The following is a 16182-nucleotide window of genomic DNA, read 5'->3' as shown; positions in this document are numbered from 1 at the left end:
CGTTGTCCGCCGTTCACATCATTGTGTGAGAATTTCTCCGGCGAACACCGATCACTCTGTTTCGCGGAATGAATCGACGATGATATTCCGGGCCGTGAAAGACATATGCCGTGACAGTCGGACGGTACGCGGTACCGATCACCCGACGGTGAAAGTGCCTACCTCACCCGCTGTTCCGAGCCTCGGGCGGCGGATCGCCGCGCTTCGGAACCGGAGATAATTCGATCCACCGCATTCCCGGTGACAGACCGAGGTAATGGACCGATAATTCGACACGGTCGGCGGAACCGAATTGAGCACCGAACAATGCTAACGCAGCGAAGTCACGTTTGCCAGGAGATGGCGGAACGTTAATTATACCGAACGGTTGGCACTTGATCGCGGGAATAAATTCTTCGCGCGACCACCCCGGAAAGGTCCAGTTTCGCGGCACCGGCGCTGGACACGCACGGTGACGAGATCACATGCTGAGTCCATGAAGTCGCTCGCACCGGCCGAATTCAGCACCGAGACCACCTATCTCAACACCGCCGCGTACGGGCTGCCACCGGCGCGCGGCCTCGCGGCCGTGCGAGAGGCGACCGCGCGATGGGCGGCGGGTCGGGGCAGCGGGCTCGCCTCCGACGACGTGAGCGTCGAGACGGTGCGCGCGGGTTTCGCCCGATTGCTCGCTGGCGCGACCCCCGACGACATCGGCCTCGGCGGCACGGCCGCCGGACTCGTCGGCCCGGTGGTCGACGCGCTGGCGCCGGGGGCCGAGGTCCTGCTCGCCGACGGCGAGTTCTCCTCGGTCTCCATGCCCTTCCTGCACCGCGGCGACCTCGCGATCCGTTTCGTTCCGCTCGAGGACCTCGCCGATCGGGTGCGGGCGGAGACCGCGCTGGTCGCCGTCAGCGTGGTGCAGTCCGCGAACGGCCGCGTCACCGATCTGTCCCGGCTGCGCGCCGCCACGTCGGCGCACGGGACCCGCCTGCTCGTCGACGCGACCCAGGCCGCGGGGTGGCTGCCGCTGAGATTCGCCGACGCCGACTACTGGATCTGCGCCACCTACAAGTGGCTGATGGGCGCCCGCAGCGTGGCGTTCTTCGCCGTGGGTCCGGAGGCCGCCGCCGCGCTGCGACCGCTTTCCCCCGGCTGGTACGCGGCCGCCGATCGCTGGGCAGAACTGTACGCGCCGGTGGCGCTGGCGAATTCGGCGCGGCGCTTCGACTTCTCCCCCGACTGGCTCGGCATCCTCGTCGCGGGCGCCGGCCTGAGCCTGCTCGAGGAACTCACCGTCGAGGCCGTCCACGCGCACGACCTCGGCCTCGCCGACCGATTCCGCGCCGGACTCGTCGAGCGCGGGTACACGCCGGTACCGGGACGATCGGCGATCGTCTCGGTACCGGGCGCGGCCGCATCGGCCGCCCGCCTCGAACAGGCCGACATCGTGGTCGCGGCGCGCGGCGGCGGACTGCGTTTCGCCTTCCACCTCTACAACAGCGCCGACGACGTCGACCGAGCACTGGAGGTACTCGGCGACGCCGACGCCTAACCCCGCCGGGTGGCCGGGGCGGTGATCAGCGGCAGGTCGAGCGCGGTGCGAATGCCCGGCTCGGCCGCCACCACAGCGGGAACCGCGTTGACGATGCGCATGGCGGTCGCGAGCAGCGTGGCGAAATTGTGATCGCCGCGCGGACTCGAGGTGACGACATCCATGGCGTAGCACGGGTCCCCGGCGATCTCGATCCGGTAGGAACCCTCCGGGTGCGCGGGTTGACGCCACTGCGGGCACAGATCCGGACGCAGCCGGGTCACGTGTTCCAGTACCGTCACCGGTTCCTCGCCCACCATGCCGCGCACTTCGAAACGCAGGGCGGCGGCGGTCCCCTCGGCGATATGGCCGGTGACGATATCGAAGGATTCCGGGGCGGGGATCCGTTCGTACACCTCGGTGACACTGTCGAGGGTGACCCCGATGCCCGCCGCGAGCTGACGCACCGTGCCGCCCCACGCCAGCGAGAGCACACCGGGCTGCAACAGCATCGGCACCTCGTCGAGCGGTTTGCCGAAACCCATGATGTCGAACATGACCGCGCGATTGTCGTAACTGGCGTAGTCGACGATCTCCACACAGCGCAGCTGATCGATGCGCAGACAGGTGCCCGCCAGCGCCAGCGGCAACAGGTCGTTCGCGAAACCGGGGTCTATCCCGTTGACCCAGAGCGACGCATTGCCTTCGCGGGCAGCCTCTTCGATCGGCGTCAGCAGTTCGGCGGGCAGTACGCCGTAGGGATACTGGAAGAACACCGGCGCGCAGGCGACCACGTTGATGCCGGCGGCGAGCAGGGGCCGCAGATCCTCGATGGCCTCCATCAGCCGGTTGTCGGTCATCGAGCAGTAGACCACGCAATCCGGTTTCGCCGCGATCACCGCCGCGGCGTCGTCGGTCGCGATCACGCCCACCGGATGATCCAGTCCGGCCAGGATTCCCGCGTCCCGACCGGCCTTGTCCGGACCGGAGACCCACACGCCGGTCAATTCCAGGTCCGGCGAGGCGATGATGCCCGCCAGCGCGTGCCTACCGACATTGCCCGTGCCCCACTGCACGACGCGGCAGCTCATGACAGGTCCGGAATCGGCAGGTCGAGATTCGGGCTGATCAGGCCGCCGTCGGGTTCGAGTACCTTGCCGGTCAGGTACTTTCCGGCCGGGGAGACGAGATACAGCGCCGCGGCGGCGATGTCCTGCGGTTCACCGATGGTGTGCAGCGGCGTCTTCGACTCCACTTCGGTGCGCATGGCGTCGTTGCCCGCGACGATCTCCAGCGCCGAGGTGAGGATGGAACCCGGCGCGATGGCATTCACCCTGATACGCGGATTCAGGTCGAGCGCGGCCAATTTCGTGTAGTGCGCCAGTGCCGCCTTCGCGGTGCCGTAGGCGGCGAAGGCACGGCCGGGCAGCCGCCCCATCGTCGAGGTGATGTTCACGATCGAACCCTCACCCGCGGTCTCCAGTATCCGCGGCACCGCGGCGCGGATCAGCGCGTGCGCGGTGGTGACGTTGAAGCGGAAGGCCGATTCCAGCGCCTCGGGTGTGGTGTCGAGCAGTGTGCACGGCATCGCGCCGCCGACATTGTTGACCACGATGTCGAGGCGGCCGAACTGCTCGACCGCCGTGCCCGCGAGTGCGGCGACGGCGTCGAGATCGTTCAGGTCGGCGGGAACCACGTGGGCTCTGCGACCGACAGCGGCGATCGCGTCGGCCACCTCGTCGAGTTGACTCTTGGTCCGTGCCGCGACGACCACATCGGCTCCCGCTTCGGCGAATGCCACCGCGATCGCGCGGCCCAGCCCCCGCCCCGCCCCCGTCACGACGGCGACCTTGCCGTCTATCCGGAATCTGTCCAGAATCATGCGATCCACCCGTTCATCCGACGAATATTCGACACCTTATGACATATATTCGACATCGTAAGGTTGCTCGCAGAGATCACACAAGGGGTTGGCCATGAAAGACCGCGCGACCGCGCCGACCGGAAAGAGTCGCGCGCAACCCGAGGACGACCGTTCGGCGTCACCGCCGACCCGCCGCGTCGTCGAGATCGTCGCGCTGCTGGCCTCGACTCCCGAGCCGCTGCCGGTCGCCACCATCGCCGAACGTCTCGATATCGCCCGCGCCACCGCGACCGCCGTACTGGCCGAACTGGATTCGGCGGGCTGGGTCGTGCGTGATCCCCGGCGCGGCTACCGCATCGGCACCGTTCCGAGCGGCCTGGCCGAGCCTCCGCTGCCGCCCGGCGTCGGCGACATCCTGGCCGCACTCGCCGCCGAGACCGGATGCGGCACGACCCTGAGCCGGATCTCGGCGGATCGGCTGACCGTTCTCGACATCAGGCACGGACCCGATCGGGTGGTTCCGGGAATCCCGCTGGGACATCGCATTCCGTTGCAGTTCCCGGCGGGGGCCGCCGTCATGCCGTGGCGCGACGCCGCCGAGCAGAACACCTGGCTGGCCACCGCACCCGATACCGACCGCCGTGGCGCGGCCGCCCTACTCACCTTGGTGCGCGATCGCGGTGTCGCCCTTTTCCGTCCCCGCGCCGACGACAACGGCATGGTGGATCTGCTGGCCGATCTGCTCACGGCCGCGGGCACCGAATTACTGCAATCGCATCTGCGCACCCGGGCACTGCGCCAACTCGCGGCGTTGACCTCACGGCCGTTCACCAGGGACGAATTGGATTCCGAGGCGATACTGCCGCTGAGCTATCTCGGCGCGCCCGTCTTCGACTCCTCGAGTGCCGCCACCTACGAGATCCAGCTCGGGCCGCTGCGCGCGGCCACCACGAGATCCGAACGCGATGCCTACATCCGCGCGACCCGCACCGCGGCGCAGGCGCTCACCGCGGCCACCCGAAATGGCGAGCGCCCCGCGGTCACGGTGCGCGAAAACTGACCGCCGACCCTCAGGCGTGGCTCCAGATCGGCACCGCCCGGTCGTCGGGGGCCGCCCATTGTCGATCGAACAGCCACACCAGACCGTCACCCGCCGCGGCCAGTCGGAAGGCGAGGACCTCACCGAAGACCGCGCCGAGTCCTTTCGCCTCGTTGACGCCCATTTCCAGGTAGACGACCTGCCGCGAGCGGGCCAGCTGGGCGCGCACGCGATCGGGGCCGGGTCCCGACCCCGCGGGCAGCCGTTGGGCCAGCACTTCCGCGATATCCCCCTCCGCGGCGGTTCCCGACACGGCGCGGATCTGCAACGGTCGCCCGGCGGACTTCCAATGCACTTCGATCTCGGCGCCGTGCCGCTCTATCCGCAACTGACCGGCGGCCGACTCGAGTGCGCGCGCGGCCTCCTCATCGGTGTCGAATACCGCTTCCGCCAGGGTTTTCAGGTCCGCGGTCGCCAATTCCTCACGCATGTCCTTCACGTCGAGTTCGATCCGGCTCCCGCAGTACACGCTGATCCACTCCGCCACGGGCACACCGTACCCCGCGCCGCAAGTCGCGATCGGTTCCGTGATCAAGTCGTATATCGCTATCGCCCAACATGTTTCATGACACCGATCGGTACGCGACATGATCCGCGACACATACGCGGCGGTATGCGCACGAGTTGCTCCGACGCCGTGGGCGAACGTGACCAGCGAGAATCGCGTTACCGGGCCGCACCCGACATTGCTCCGAAGATCGGGCTTCGCGACGGGAATGCCGTGTCGATCCAGCCGCTCGATCGTAAATAATTACGGTCCAGGGGGATTGACGTTCACCCTTCGTCCATCCGATACGGTACCGGCCCCGCGAACAACGAAATCTCCTATACCGTCGCGTTTCTCGGAGCACCGAGTCACGCGTGGCGGGTGTCTCGATCCGAACCGGATACCGAATTCGATCCGGCCGCGCCCTGTTTCGGATGTCGCGCCGCGACCGATGACGCGCCTTCGCCGTTCCCGCGACGGTCGCCGGTCAATACCCGCACCATGTCGGCGACGAGCCCTCTGGTCTGCTCGTAGGAGGCCTCGTTCACCGCGGGCGCGCCGACCACCACCCGCATCACCCCGAGTCCCAGCAGCAGCGCGCCGACCAGCTCGGCGCGCAATTCCGCGTCGGGTCCGTCCAGGCGTCGAGTGAATTCACGCAGGTAGTCGCCGCACAGCTGGGAGCGCAACTGTTCGCGCACCACCTCGCGCCCCGACGAGCGCAGCATCGCGAGCAGGGGATGCTCGCCGCCGAATTCCGGCCATTCGTCGAAGACCACGTCGCGGAGCAGTTCGTCGACGATATGCACGACGGGACGATGCGGGTCGGCGGTGCCCCCACTCGGGATCTCCAGCCGCATCGCCTCGGCGTACACCTTCTCCTTGGCTCCGAAATAGCGGAAGAGCAGCGCGGGGTCGACACCGACGTCGGCGGCGATATCGCGCACCCGGGTCGCCTCGAATCCCTGACGGGCGAAACGGATGCGCGCGGCGTCGAGCAGCGCCGCCCGGGTGGCGACCCGGTCGCGGCGACGGGGTGCGGTCGCTGTCATATGGTCAGCGTAAGTCATCACTTGTTGACTTGCTCGCGCGCGCCTTCCTGATCTCGACCGCACCGGCCGGTATTCCCCCGAAGATCCCACGCGAGGAGAAGCGATTCGTATGCGCACCTATGTCATCACCGGCGGTACCGACGGCATCGGCAGAGGACTCGGCCTGCACTGGCTCGGCCGAGGCGATCGGGTGATAGCGATCGCCAGCGGCGCGGAGAAGGGCGCGGCATTCCTGAGCGAGGCGTCCCGGCTCGGCGCCGCCGACCGCGCGCATTTCCTGCGCGCCGACTACCGCGGTCTGCGCGCGGCGATGCAGGCTTCCCGGTGCATCGACCTGCTCGGCATCCATTTCCCGCAGCGCCACCCCGGCGCGCGCACCCGGTATGTGCTCTACAACCCGATGTTCACCCGCACAGCCATGGCCGACTCGTTGCCGACCGCGCAACGACTGGTCAGCAAGGCGGCGGCGGTGTTGTTCGCACAGTCGGTCGCCGAGGCCATCGTTCCCGTCGTCGAACTTGTGGACATCCCTCCGTACGCACCGGTCAGCGCCTTCCGGCGGCGCACCCCGATTCCGCTGACCGGCAAGGATTTCGACCCCGACGCGGCGCGGCGACTGGACGCGGTCACCGCCGCGTTACTCGCGGAAACCACCGCCTGAGCCTTCCTGCGGGCATTGCCGTGACCTCGGCGATAGGCTCCTCACGGCGGCTGCCGCACGGCGGGCCGCGACCGTGAGCGGCATCCGATCCGGAGGTGCGTCATCTTTCTCGGCATCGATATCGGGACATCGGCGTCCAAGGGAGCGCTGGTAGGCGAGGACGGCGTGATCGTCGCGAAAGCCGAACGCGCGCACGGTGTCTCCAGGCCGAAGCCCGGATGGGTCGAACACGACGCCGAGACCGTCTGGTGGGCCGATTTCCGCGATATCACCCGGGAGTTGCTCGCGGGCCGCGAATGCGCCGCGCTCCACGGCCTCGCGGTCTCCGGTATCGGTCCGTGCCTGCTTCCCGCCGACGCCGAGGGGAATCCGCTGCGCCCGGCGATCCTCTACGGCGTCGACACCCGCGCGACCCGTGAAATCGCCGACCTCAACGCCGAATTCGGCGCCGACACCGTCCTCGCACGCGCGGGGGCGCCGCTCACGAGTCAGGCCGTCGGGCCGAAATGGCGTTGGCTGGCCCGTCACGAACCGCATGTCACCGACCGCACCGCCATGCTGCTGATGGCGAGTTCCTTTCTCGTGCACCGGCTCACCGGCCGATATGTTCTCGACCACCATTCCGCCAGCCAGTGCGTACCCATGTACGACCTGAACCGGCGGGAGTGGGCGGCGGATATGTGCGCGGCCGTCGCGCCGGGACTCGCGCTGCCCGAACTCGCCTGGCCGACCGAGGTGATCGGCCGCGTCACCGAACGCGCCGCGCGGGATACCGGACTCCCGCCGGGACTTCCGGTGACCACGGGCACCGTCGACGCCTGGGCCGAGGCCGCCAGTGTCGGCGTCCGCGCGCCGGGCGACGCGATGATCATGTACGGCACCACCATGTTCCTGGTGCAGGTGCTCACCGATCCGCGCCCGCACCCCGGCCTGTGGGGCACCTGCGGTGTCGAACCCGGCACCTACACCCTGGCCGCGGGGATGGCCACCTCGGGTGCGGTCACCGACTGGTTGCGCGGACTGGTCGGCGGGGATTACACCGCGTTGACCGAGGCGGCGGCGCGGGTGCCCGCCGGCAGCAGGGGCCTACTGCTGCTCCCCTATTTCGCGGGCGAACGCACACCGCTGTTCGATCCGGACGCGCGCGGGGTGATCGCGGGCCTCACCGTGACGCACGGCAGGGCCGAGTTGTACCGCGCCGCGCTGGAGGGCATCGCCTACGGCGTGCGGCACAACATGGAGGCGATGACCGAGGCGGGCGGGCGGGCGCGACGCCTGATCGCGGTCGGCGGCGGCACCAGGGGCGGGCTGTGGACCAGGATCGTCTCCGATGTGACCGGTGTGGCCCAGCGACTTCCGGCCGAGACGATCGGCGCGTGCCTGGGCGACGCGCGCTTGGCGGCCGAAGCCGCGGGCGTCGACACCGCGGCATGGAATCCGATGGTCGGCATCGTCGAACCCGACGCCGAACAGAGCGCGCGCTACGAGCCGTACTACCGGCACTACCGGGATCTGTACCACCGCACCGTCGACATCGCGCATTTCCTCGCCGCCGAACAGCGCGGGACCGAATCCCCTTCCTGAATTCGGCGTGGCCGTGCGAAAATCCGATGCGCGAATCGAATGCCAGGGAGGAAGACCCCGTGCCGACAGTGACCCTGACTCAGCACAACTTCGAGGAAATCGTCACCGGCAACAACATCGTGCTGGTCGACTGGTGGGCGGGCTGGTGCGGACCGTGCCGACAGTTCGCGCCGGTGTTCGAGGCGTCGTCGAACGAACATCCGGAGATCGTGCACGGCAAGGTCGACACCGAGGCCGAAACCGCACTCACCGAGATGGCGCAGGTGGACCGTTTCCCCACGCTGATGGTGTTCCGCGAGGGCATGCTGGTCTTCTCCCAGCCGGGTTTCCTGGCCTCCGACGCGCTGGAGGAGATCGTCCAGCAGGCGCGGTGGCTGGATATGGACGCGTTGCGCGCCGAAGCGGCGTCGGCCGCGACTCCGGTTGTCCCGCACAGCCGTACCGAACAGCGCGCCGCCGTTCCCGCGCACGCGTCGGCGGGCCTGGCCGCCGGTCCGGCGCGCTACGGCTGGCCCGGTATCTGAGCGCCGAGCTCCGGCGGCGAGTCCGGGCCGGGGTCGTCGAGGTCCATCGCGAGTAGTGCGTCGATCCGCGCGAACGGGTCGTCGGTATCGAACCCGTCGCCCGCGTCCAGCGGCAGGGGCGCCGTGCCGATGTCCTCGCTTTCGGAGGGCCGCGACGGGTCGGCGGCACCGGCGAGCAGTTCGTCGGCGCGGGTGAGCGCGTCGTCCATGGCGCCGGTCAGGGCGTCGAGCGCGCCGAAACCGTCGAGCAGATCCGCCACTTCGGCGCGCACCGATTCCAGTTCCGCGATCACCGGATCGACGCGCGACCAGGCCACCCGGTCCGACCACCACGGATCGCGGTCGATCCAGGCGAACACGATGTCGCGCAGGAATATCGGATCGCCGGTGTACAACTCGAATTCGTCGGTGGCCGCGTCCGCGCGGTGGGCGATCCGGTACATCCCGTCGGGCAGCAGGTCGGCCCTGATCCGTTCGCCGCCCCGGGTGACCTCGAGGAACGGACGCTCGGTCTCGGCCGTGGCGTCCAGCAGCCCGGTCAGCACCGGATCGGTGAGCACGGGCAGCATGGCACCGTCACCGGTCCGGATACGGATTCCGGATTCCTCGTCCGGGTCGTCGCTCATCGCGCCCAGTGTGCCCGATGCGGCCGGACCGCGAGGTGCCCACCGGCGAAATCGCGCATCGAACCGGCGGTGTGGCGAGGTCGGCGACGGGCGTCGTATCGCCGCGCGGTGATCTTCGGCGAATCGTCGCCGGCACTGCCGACCGGCATTACTGTATGGCTGACAGTAATGCCGGAGACCCAGGGAGCCGACGTGACACCGAACCAGACGGACCACAGCGGGCGCACCGTCCTCGTGATGGGCGCCAGCGGATTCCTCGGCTCGCACGTGACACGACACCTCGTCGAACGCGGCGACCGGGTGCGAGTACTGCTGCGACACAGCAGCCCCACCCGGCCGATCGAGGGTCTGGACGTCGAGCGACACTACGGTGACATCTTCGACGAGCAGGCCGTGCGGGCGGCGATGACCGGTTGCGACACCGTCTACTACTGCGTGGTCGACACCCGCGCCTGGCTGCGGGACCCGGCGCCGCTGTTCCGCACCAATGTCGACGGCCTGCGCCGGGTGCTCGACATCGCGATCGAACAGGACCTGCGCCGGTTCGTCTTCACCAGCACCATCGGCACGATCGCCGTAGGCGACGCGAGGTCTCCCGCCACCGAGGAAACGCCGTACAACTGGAACGGCCGGGGCGGTCCCTACATCGAATCCCGCCGCGCGGCAGAAGCACTCGTACTCGACTACAGCCGCGAGCACGGCTTGCCCGCCGTGGCGATGTGCGTCGCCAACACCTACGGGCCCGGCGACTGGCAACCGACACCGCACGGCTCGCTCGTGGCGATGGCCGCCCTGGGCAGAATGCCGGTGTACTTCCGCGGTATCGGCTCGGCCGTGGTCGACGTGGACGACGCCGCCGCCGCGATGCTGCTCGCCGCCGAACACGGGCGGGTCGGCGAACGCTACATCGTCTCGGAGAGCTTCCTGACCACCCGTGAGATCTACACCGCCGCGGCGGAGGCGGTCGGGCGGAAGCCACCGACCCTCGGGATCCCGCCGCTGCTCCTGGTCGCCGCGGGCCGCGTGGGCGGTGTCGTGCGCAGGGTGCTGCGCCGCGACTCCCCGATCACCCCGACCTCGGTCCAGCTGCTGCGGTGGACCTCGCCCCTCGATCACGGCAAGGCCGCGCGGGAACTGCACTGGCGGCCGCGCCCCACCGTCGACGCGATCCGGCGCGCGGCACGGTTCTATGTCGAACGCCGCACTCGGCGCATGGAGCCCTCGCGAGCGGGTACCGCCGGCTAGAAGGCCGTTGCGGTCGACCGTGATGCCGCGGACGCCCCCACCAGCGCGGACAGCAGCACGATGACGCCGCTGTCTGCGTGATTCGACCACGAGCGTGGCCGATGGGCTGGATCATGGGGTCTCGTTGCCGGATGAGGGCCGTACGCGCTTTCGTCGTGTTCAGAGATCCGTCCCACCTCACAGGAGGAACGAAGATCCATGATGACCACTCGAAATCTCCGCACCCTCGCCCGTACCTCCGCCGCGTTCGTCGCCATCGGCGCGGCCTCGGTGGCGCTCGCCGCTCCCGCGTCCGCCGCCAACGCCATCGATGTCATCAGCGCGAACACCGGCACCGTCGGCGTCGACTACAGCTGCGACGCCAACGCGGGCGTCACCAGCGTCAAGGCCATGGTCGGCGAACCGACCGCCGAACGCCCGGCGGCTCTCGGCGTCCAGAACACCGTCGTCTGCGACGGCACACCCCAGACCGCCACCATCACCATCGTTGCCGCCGAGGGCGAAGCGCCCCTGGACACCGGCGGACTGATGCAGATTCGCGCGGCCCTGGTCGACGCGAACAATATCGTCGTCTCGGGACAGGCGAAGATCGTCGTCCTGCAATAGTCGCGGCGTTCGCGGGCCGTACTGCCCGGATCAGCGGTCCGGCCCGCGCCGGTCGTGTCCGCGACGCGGCGACCGGTGAGCGATGCCCGAGCCGACCGGTCGGCGGGCTCACACCGCACCTCGGCGACTACCCTGGCACCGACCTTCAGCACTCCCGACGAGGCGCCGATGGTCGACCAGTCGCGCGGGCATCCGCTGGCCGCGCAATCCGCCGAGCCAGGAGTGCGACCCGTGACCGAGGACGAACCCGTGCTGAATCTGGCGGAGGTGACCTTCCGCCGCGACGGCACACAGATCATCGACGGGATCTCGCTCACCGTGCGCGCGGGTGAACACTGGGCGCTGCTCGGACCGAACGGCGCGGGCAAGAGCACGCTGCTGGGATTCTGTGCGGCCGTGACCTTTCCGACGACGGGCACCGTCGATATTCTCGGCCATCGGCTCGGCCGGGTCGATCTCGCCCGGTTGCGTCATTCCATCGGCCACGTGAATCCGCGCCACCCGCTGCGTTCTCCCCTCACGGTGCGCGAGGTCGTCCTGACCGGTATCACCGCCACCATCGACACCCCGATGCGATGGACCCCGACGGCGGATCAATCGCGCCGCGCCGACGCGATGATCGAGACGGTCGGGCTGAAGGGGAAGTCCGAGGCCACCTGGAACACGCTGTCCCAGGGTGAACGCGGACGCAGCCTGATCGCGCGGGCCCTGATCTCCGAACCCCGCCTGCTGCTGTTCGACGAGCCGACGACCGGTCTCGACGTCGCCGCGCGCGAACAACTCCTGGAGACCATCGACACCCTGGACGACACCCACCCGGATGTCGCGTCGATCCTGGTCACCCACCATCTGGAAGAGCTGCCGAGCACCACCACCCACGCCCTGCTCATCGCAGACGGCCGTACGGTCGCGGCGGGTCCGGCGCACGCGACGGTCACCACGGAGAACATCACCACCGCCTTCTCCCACCCGGTCGAAGTCGGCTACGACCGGGGCCGATGGTCCGCGCGGGCCCGGGTGTCGCGGCTCGACGTCCCGCACTGAGCGCGCGTCATGCGGTCGCGGTCGTCGCTCGTGCTTCGCGTTCGGCGCGTTCCTTCAGCGTCGGATACCCGCCGGACCGGCCCGGGCATCATGCCGCGTCCGCGATTCGGCGCAGCATCCGCCTGACCACGATCCGGTGTCCGCCGGTGCCGATGACGAGCGCGCGATAGATCCGGCCGGAGATGCCGGGGAATTCCGCCAGGGAGGTGGCCCGCACCCGGGTGGTGGTCGGGCCTTCGTCGTCGAGTTCGAAGATCAGCGCGTACCGGGAGAACCAGTGCGCGCCGCTGAGCGCGAGCCTGCTCGGTTCCTCGGCCGAGTCGAGGACGAATCCGGTGGGTACCGTGCGAGGGTCCTCCGGGTCCTTGCAGACGACTTTCAGCAGCGCTTTCCAGGTCCGGTCGCGGTTCGCGTCGACGGATCTGGCATGCTCATCGATATAGGACAATCGCTCCATATAGAAGGAACGTACTAGTACATGGCACCACCCCGCAAGCACTCCACCGATGTGATCCTCGACGCTGCCCGCACCCTGGTCCTGGAGAACGGGCCTCGGGCCGCGAGCGTCGCCGCCATCGCCGCGGCCAGCGGTGCGCCGGTAGGCACCCTCTATCACCGTTTCGGCAATCGCAACGGTGTGCTGACCGCCGCGTGGCTGCGGGCGCTCGAACGCTTCCAGTCACGGGTTCTGGCCGCGTCCGAGGAACCGGACGCGGTCGAGGCCGGGGTCGCGATGGCGCGCGCGAGTATCGAATTCGGTCGTGAACTATCCGACGACGCGCGGCTGCTGCTGAACCTGCGGCCCAGCGACCTGCTCGACGGCGGCCCCGACGCCGAATTCCGGGCCCGCCTGACCGAGATGAACGCGCCGCTGATGGATCAGCTGCGCCGGATCGCCCACGACCTGTTCGGCCGCGCGACCGACCGCGAATTCGACGCCGTCAGCCGCGCGATCGTCGACCTGCCCTACGCCGCCCTGCGCAGGCACGCGCACGCCGACACCCTGCCGGACTGGCTCGACGCCGACCTGACCGCCGCCGCCCGCGCCCTGCTCGCGTCCTATCGGATCTGAGACCGGCTCAGCTTCCCGAGGCCACCAGCGCCGGCGTCAGTTCGTCGAGTCCGTCGATGACGTGGGTGGCCAGCGCGCGGGCGTCGGGGTCGAGCGGATACTCGGGCCTCGGCGCGGCGATGACGCGCATGCCCGCGGCGTGCGCGGCCCGCAGGCCGTTACTCGAATCCTCCACCGCCGCACAGTCGGTCGACTTCTTGCGCAGGAATCCCGCCACCGCGACGTAGACGTCGGGCGCGGGTTTGCCCCGGTCGACCTCCTCGGTGGAGAAGGTGACGTCGAAGAACTCGATCAGCCCGGTCCGCCCGAGCACCGTGTCGATCAAGGCACGCGGCGAGGAACTCGCCACCCCGAGCGGCCAGTTCTCGCTCAACCGCTGCACCGCCGCCACCGCGCCCGGCAGCAACGGCACCGTCCGGTCGTAATGCGCCGCCATTCGCTCGATGACATCCTCGGCGACGGTGGCAGGCCTGTCTCCGACACCGAGTTCGGTGCTGAGATATTCCGACCACTCCCCCGTACTCATCCCCATCAGACGCTTCTGCGTATCGGGTAGCCAGCGCCCGCCCTTTTCGGCGACATATTCGCGGCGTACTCGTTCCCATACCGGTTCGGAATCGATGAGTACGCCGTCCATATCGAAGACGACCGCCGTAATACGCATCGGTACAACGCCTTTCGCCGGCCACGCGCCCACGTCGACCGACGCTCGAGCCGGACCGATTCGGGCATCGCGGGGGGTGTTCGCAAGTCCTGATGGATCAACGGGTATCCAGCGTAGGGCACGGCATTCACCCCCGTGCGGGCCGCCTCGCCCCGGTCCCGCCGAGGTCGGGACGCACTCGACTGTGACGGGTTCGACGGGTGCCGAACGTGAGCATTCCACCGGCAACCGATAACTTGGTTCTCATGAGCGAACAGCAGGCCGGACCCGCCCTACCGAGCGCGGAACACCACGAAGGCGGTTTCCGGCCGATGATGGAGCTGATCGAGGAGCACACCGCCGACACCACACGGGGCGGACCGCACTTCGGGGCCCTGATCGAGCAGGTCCGCACTCTGATGGACCGCGCGCGGCTCGCCTGTCCCTCCGACGACGAGGCGCTGGAAGCCATCGCGATCCTGGAGAAGCTCAACGAGAAACTCGAGGGGTCGGTGACCGACGAATGGTCCTCGCCCACCTGGACCCGCCTCGACCTGCCCTCCCGCGGCAATATCACCCTGCCGCCGTTCACCATCGTCGAGGCCGGTCGCGACGGCGTCGACGCCCGCGTGACATTTCGCCCCTTCCACCTGGGCGGTAACGCGGCGGCGCACGGCGGGCAGATCGCGATCGCACTGGACGAGCTGCTCGGCATGGCGGCGGCCGTGCATTCGGGCAACGTGACCAGGACCGGCTCGCTGACCATCGACTACCGCTCGATCACGCCGCTGGATACCGAGTTGCGGGTGCATACCTGGGCCGAGCGCATGGAGGGTCGCAAGGTCTACGTCCGCGGCACCGTCCACGCGGGTGAGCGGCTGTGCGCCGAGGCGAACGGATTGTTCATCGTGCTCAAACCCGGTCAGCAGTAGGCGGCGCCACCCGCGCGCGGATCCCGCCGGTCGACCGGCGGGATCCGATCTCTCATCGACCCGGGAAATGCGCCTCGCGGTACGCGCCGAAACGCGCGTCGACCTGTTCGGCCGTCAGTCCGAAATCATCGAGGGTGTACCGGTGCACCGGCCGCGCCGCCCCGGAGGTGCTCTCGGTGTGCAGCGCCGCCATCGCGGCCTCGGCCTCGGTGCCGAGAGCAAGCCCGAAATGGCCGTAGATCGATCCGACCGTACCGATCGGGTCGGCGACGAAATCGTCGTAGTAGACATCGCAGAACTGCGCGGCGTCGTAGCGCCGACGATCCGCGAGGAACCGGTCCGCCCCGCGCGCCCACAGGTCCAGTTGCGTCGCCCCCACCGTCGCGCCGCGGAATTTGTCCGACCAGCCCGCCGAGGCCTGCTCGTTCAGGCTGCACACCGAGGCGATGATGGTGCTCGGATCCCGGTGCATCTGGATGATCAACGCGTCCGGGTACACCTCGAAGATCGCGTCGAGCGCGAACAGGTGGCTCGGATTCTTCAGCACCCAGCGACGGTCCGCGTCGGGCAGGCCGATCAATTGCAGATTGCGTCGATGTCTGCGGTATGCGTCGGTCCAGTCCTGTTCGCGCAGCCACTCCGAATAGCCGGGCAGGTAACCGAGACATTCGTAGGACACCGACATGGCCGACTGGCGGAGCAACTGCCAGCACTCCTCGACCTGATCGGCCGAAATATGGTGCACGCCCATGAATTCCGGATGTTCCACATGATGTTGCGCGAAGGCGGCCTCGATCCCCTGGTAGACCGGATCGTCGGCCCAGGTCTCACGCGGCGGCCTCGGCTGCGGCATCTCGGTCAGCCACATCTCCAGGCCCTGATGCGCCGGATCGGCGTTCAGCAGCCGATGTACCGCCGTAGTGCCGGAACGGGGCAGGCCGGTCACGAAGATCGGGCGATCGATCACCACCTCCGCGTGTTCGGGAAAGCGTTGCCACGCCGACTCGCTCAGCAATCGCGCGATGAGCGCGCCGCGCAGGAAGGCGCGATTGACCTTGTTGCCGAAGGGGGTCAGCTCGGCGTCCTTCGCGTAGGACTCGAGCAGCACCCGCAGTCCTTCGCGATAGCCCGGATCGCCGAAATCGTCCAGTCCGACCACCTTGGTGGCCGAGGCGTGCAGATCGTCGACGGTGCCGACATCGTCTCTGCCGATCATCTTCTGCCGTCTCC

The 16182-nt window shown here is 68.8% G+C and carries 18 protein-coding genes; 10 read left to right on the top strand and 8 right to left on the bottom strand.

Going from position 1 to position 16182, the window contains the following annotated elements:
• Window positions 1-475: 475 nt before the first annotated feature.
• The gene (locus DAT37_RS09100) at window positions 476-1534 is read left to right on the top strand and encodes an aminotransferase class V-fold PLP-dependent enzyme (RefSeq protein ID WP_109524252.1); all 1059 of its coding nucleotides are present in this window, start codon (window positions 476-478) and stop codon (window positions 1532-1534) included.
• On the opposite strand, the gene DAT37_RS09095 is transcribed toward DAT37_RS09100, so the two are convergent.
• Window positions 1531-2604, bottom strand: a complete 1074-nt coding sequence (locus DAT37_RS09095) for an NAD(P)H-dependent amine dehydrogenase family protein (protein WP_109524251.1) — start codon at window positions 2602-2604, stop codon at window positions 1531-1533. The two genes, DAT37_RS09100 and DAT37_RS09095, sit on opposite strands and share 4 nt — an antisense overlap.
• Complete coding sequence (locus DAT37_RS09090) at window positions 2601-3395, bottom strand: SDR family oxidoreductase (RefSeq protein WP_109524502.1); 795 nt, start codon at window positions 3393-3395, stop codon at window positions 2601-2603. Before DAT37_RS09090 ends, DAT37_RS09095 begins: the two co-directional genes overlap by 4 nt.
• A 94-nt stretch (window positions 3396-3489) precedes the next feature.
• On the opposite strand from DAT37_RS09090, the gene DAT37_RS09085 reads away from it, so the two are divergent.
• Window positions 3490-4437: a helix-turn-helix domain-containing protein gene (locus DAT37_RS09085; protein WP_109524250.1), complete on the top strand. Its 948-nt coding sequence runs from the start codon at window positions 3490-3492 to the stop codon at window positions 4435-4437.
• Between the two features lie 10 nt (window positions 4438-4447).
• Here DAT37_RS09085 and DAT37_RS09080 read toward each other — a convergent pair whose 3' ends face one another.
• Together DAT37_RS09080 and DAT37_RS09075 are read right to left on the bottom strand one after the other, a co-directional pair.
• Complete coding sequence (locus tag DAT37_RS09080) at window positions 4448-4963, bottom strand: hypothetical protein (RefSeq protein ID WP_157978366.1); 516 nt, start codon at window positions 4961-4963, stop codon at window positions 4448-4450.
• A gap of 368 nt (window positions 4964-5331) precedes the next feature.
• Window positions 5332-6015, bottom strand: a complete 684-nt coding sequence (locus DAT37_RS09075) for a TetR/AcrR family transcriptional regulator (protein WP_109524501.1) — start codon at window positions 6013-6015, stop codon at window positions 5332-5334.
• A gap of 109 nt (window positions 6016-6124) precedes the next feature.
• Between DAT37_RS09075 and DAT37_RS09070 the strand changes: the two genes are divergently transcribed.
• The 3 genes from DAT37_RS09070 (at window position 6125) to DAT37_RS09060 (ending at window position 8784) form a co-directional block, all read left to right on the top strand.
• Window positions 6125-6676, top strand: a complete 552-nt coding sequence (locus DAT37_RS09070; protein ID WP_109524248.1) for an SDR family oxidoreductase — start codon at window positions 6125-6127, stop codon at window positions 6674-6676.
• 87 nt (window positions 6677-6763) lie between these two features.
• On the top strand, window positions 6764-8260 hold the full coding sequence (locus DAT37_RS09065; RefSeq protein WP_332873275.1) for an FGGY-family carbohydrate kinase: 1497 nt from the start codon (window positions 6764-6766) through the stop codon (window positions 8258-8260).
• Between the two features lie 59 nt (window positions 8261-8319).
• Window positions 8320-8784 (top strand): thioredoxin family protein, encoded by a 465-nt coding sequence (locus DAT37_RS09060; RefSeq protein WP_109524500.1) that lies wholly within the window; start codon window positions 8320-8322, stop codon window positions 8782-8784.
• Here the strand turns inward: DAT37_RS09060 and DAT37_RS09055 are convergent.
• Complete coding sequence (locus DAT37_RS09055) at window positions 8763-9410, bottom strand: hypothetical protein (RefSeq protein ID WP_109524246.1); 648 nt, start codon at window positions 9408-9410, stop codon at window positions 8763-8765. The two genes, DAT37_RS09060 and DAT37_RS09055, sit on opposite strands and share 22 nt — an antisense overlap.
• Before the next feature lie 237 nt (window positions 9411-9647).
• Between DAT37_RS09055 and DAT37_RS09050 the strand changes: the two genes are divergently transcribed.
• From DAT37_RS09050 to DAT37_RS09040, 3 genes are all read left to right on the top strand, one after another.
• Window positions 9648-10655, top strand: coding sequence for an NAD-dependent epimerase/dehydratase family protein (locus DAT37_RS09050; protein WP_109524499.1), 1008 nt, complete (start codon window positions 9648-9650; stop codon window positions 10653-10655).
• A 198-nt stretch (window positions 10656-10853) separates the two neighbouring features.
• Complete coding sequence (locus DAT37_RS09045) at window positions 10854-11261, top strand: hypothetical protein (RefSeq protein ID WP_109524245.1); 408 nt, start codon at window positions 10854-10856, stop codon at window positions 11259-11261.
• Between the two features lie 75 nt (window positions 11262-11336).
• Window positions 11337-12305 carry an ABC transporter ATP-binding protein gene (locus tag DAT37_RS09040; protein WP_232839602.1) on the top strand — a complete coding sequence of 323 codons (969 nt, stop codon included), beginning with the start codon at window positions 11337-11339 and terminating at the stop codon, window positions 12303-12305.
• Between the two features lie 88 nt (window positions 12306-12393).
• On the opposite strand, the gene DAT37_RS09035 is transcribed toward DAT37_RS09040, so the two are convergent.
• Window positions 12394-12762 (bottom strand): hypothetical protein, encoded by a 369-nt coding sequence (locus DAT37_RS09035; RefSeq protein ID WP_109524244.1) that lies wholly within the window; start codon window positions 12760-12762, stop codon window positions 12394-12396.
• 21 nt (window positions 12763-12783) lie between these two features.
• Between DAT37_RS09035 and DAT37_RS09030 the strand changes: the two genes are divergently transcribed.
• On the top strand, window positions 12784-13377 hold the full coding sequence (locus DAT37_RS09030; RefSeq protein WP_109524243.1) for a TetR/AcrR family transcriptional regulator: 594 nt from the start codon (window positions 12784-12786) through the stop codon (window positions 13375-13377).
• A gap of 7 nt (window positions 13378-13384) precedes the next feature.
• Here the strand turns inward: DAT37_RS09030 and DAT37_RS09025 are convergent, their stop codons facing one another.
• Complete coding sequence (locus DAT37_RS09025; protein ID WP_109524242.1) at window positions 13385-14041, bottom strand: HAD family hydrolase; 657 nt, start codon at window positions 14039-14041, stop codon at window positions 13385-13387.
• A 245-nt stretch (window positions 14042-14286) separates the two neighbouring features.
• Here DAT37_RS09025 and DAT37_RS09020 point away from each other — a divergent pair, with 245 nt between their 5' ends.
• Complete coding sequence (locus DAT37_RS09020; protein WP_109524241.1) at window positions 14287-14952, top strand: PaaI family thioesterase; 666 nt, start codon at window positions 14287-14289, stop codon at window positions 14950-14952.
• A 52-nt stretch (window positions 14953-15004) separates the two neighbouring features.
• Here the strand turns inward: DAT37_RS09020 and DAT37_RS09015 are convergent, their stop codons facing one another.
• Window positions 15005-16168: a sulfotransferase family protein gene (locus tag DAT37_RS09015; RefSeq protein ID WP_109524240.1), complete on the bottom strand. Its 1164-nt coding sequence runs from the start codon at window positions 16166-16168 to the stop codon at window positions 15005-15007.
• Window positions 16169-16182 lie beyond the last annotated feature (14 nt).

The organism is Nocardia aurea (genome assembly GCF_003123685.1).
Lineage (GTDB): Bacteria > Actinomycetota > Actinomycetes > Mycobacteriales > Mycobacteriaceae > Nocardia > Nocardia aurea.
Note: the sequence above shows the minus strand (reverse complement) of the source record. Positions and strands in the feature narration are given on the sequence as shown.

Excerpts from the sequence above, each read along its gene's own strand:
- DAT37_RS09030 (WP_109524243.1), top strand. The coding sequence starts at position 12,784 with ATGGCACCACCCCGCAAGCACTCCACCGATGTGATCCTCGACGCTGCC.
- DAT37_RS09020 (WP_109524241.1), top strand. The coding sequence starts at position 14,287 with ATGAGCGAACAGCAGGCCGGACCCGCCCTACCGAGCGCGGAACACCAC.
- DAT37_RS09015 (WP_109524240.1), bottom strand. The coding sequence starts at position 16,168 with ATGATCGGCAGAGACGATGTCGGCACCGTCGACGATCTGCACGCCTCG.
- DAT37_RS09035 (WP_109524244.1), bottom strand. The coding sequence starts at position 12,762 with ATGGAGCGATTGTCCTATATCGATGAGCATGCCAGATCCGTCGACGCG.
- DAT37_RS09095 (WP_109524251.1), bottom strand. The coding sequence starts at position 2,604 with ATGAGCTGCCGCGTCGTGCAGTGGGGCACGGGCAATGTCGGTAGGCAC.
- DAT37_RS09070 (WP_109524248.1), top strand. The coding sequence starts at position 6,125 with ATGCGCACCTATGTCATCACCGGCGGTACCGACGGCATCGGCAGAGGA.
- DAT37_RS09055 (WP_109524246.1), bottom strand. The coding sequence starts at position 9,410 with ATGAGCGACGACCCGGACGAGGAATCCGGAATCCGTATCCGGACCGGT.
- DAT37_RS09100 (WP_109524252.1), top strand. The coding sequence starts at position 476 with ATGAAGTCGCTCGCACCGGCCGAATTCAGCACCGAGACCACCTATCTC.
- DAT37_RS09045 (WP_109524245.1), top strand. The coding sequence starts at position 10,854 with ATGATGACCACTCGAAATCTCCGCACCCTCGCCCGTACCTCCGCCGCG.
- DAT37_RS09050 (WP_109524499.1), top strand. The coding sequence starts at position 9,648 with ATGGGCGCCAGCGGATTCCTCGGCTCGCACGTGACACGACACCTCGTC.
- DAT37_RS09090 (WP_109524502.1), bottom strand. The coding sequence starts at position 3,395 with ATGATTCTGGACAGATTCCGGATAGACGGCAAGGTCGCCGTCGTGACG.
- DAT37_RS09025 (WP_109524242.1), bottom strand. The coding sequence starts at position 14,041 with ATGCGTATTACGGCGGTCGTCTTCGATATGGACGGCGTACTCATCGAT.
- DAT37_RS09085 (WP_109524250.1), top strand. The coding sequence starts at position 3,490 with ATGAAAGACCGCGCGACCGCGCCGACCGGAAAGAGTCGCGCGCAACCC.
- DAT37_RS09075 (WP_109524501.1), bottom strand. The coding sequence starts at position 6,015 with ATGACAGCGACCGCACCCCGTCGCCGCGACCGGGTCGCCACCCGGGCG.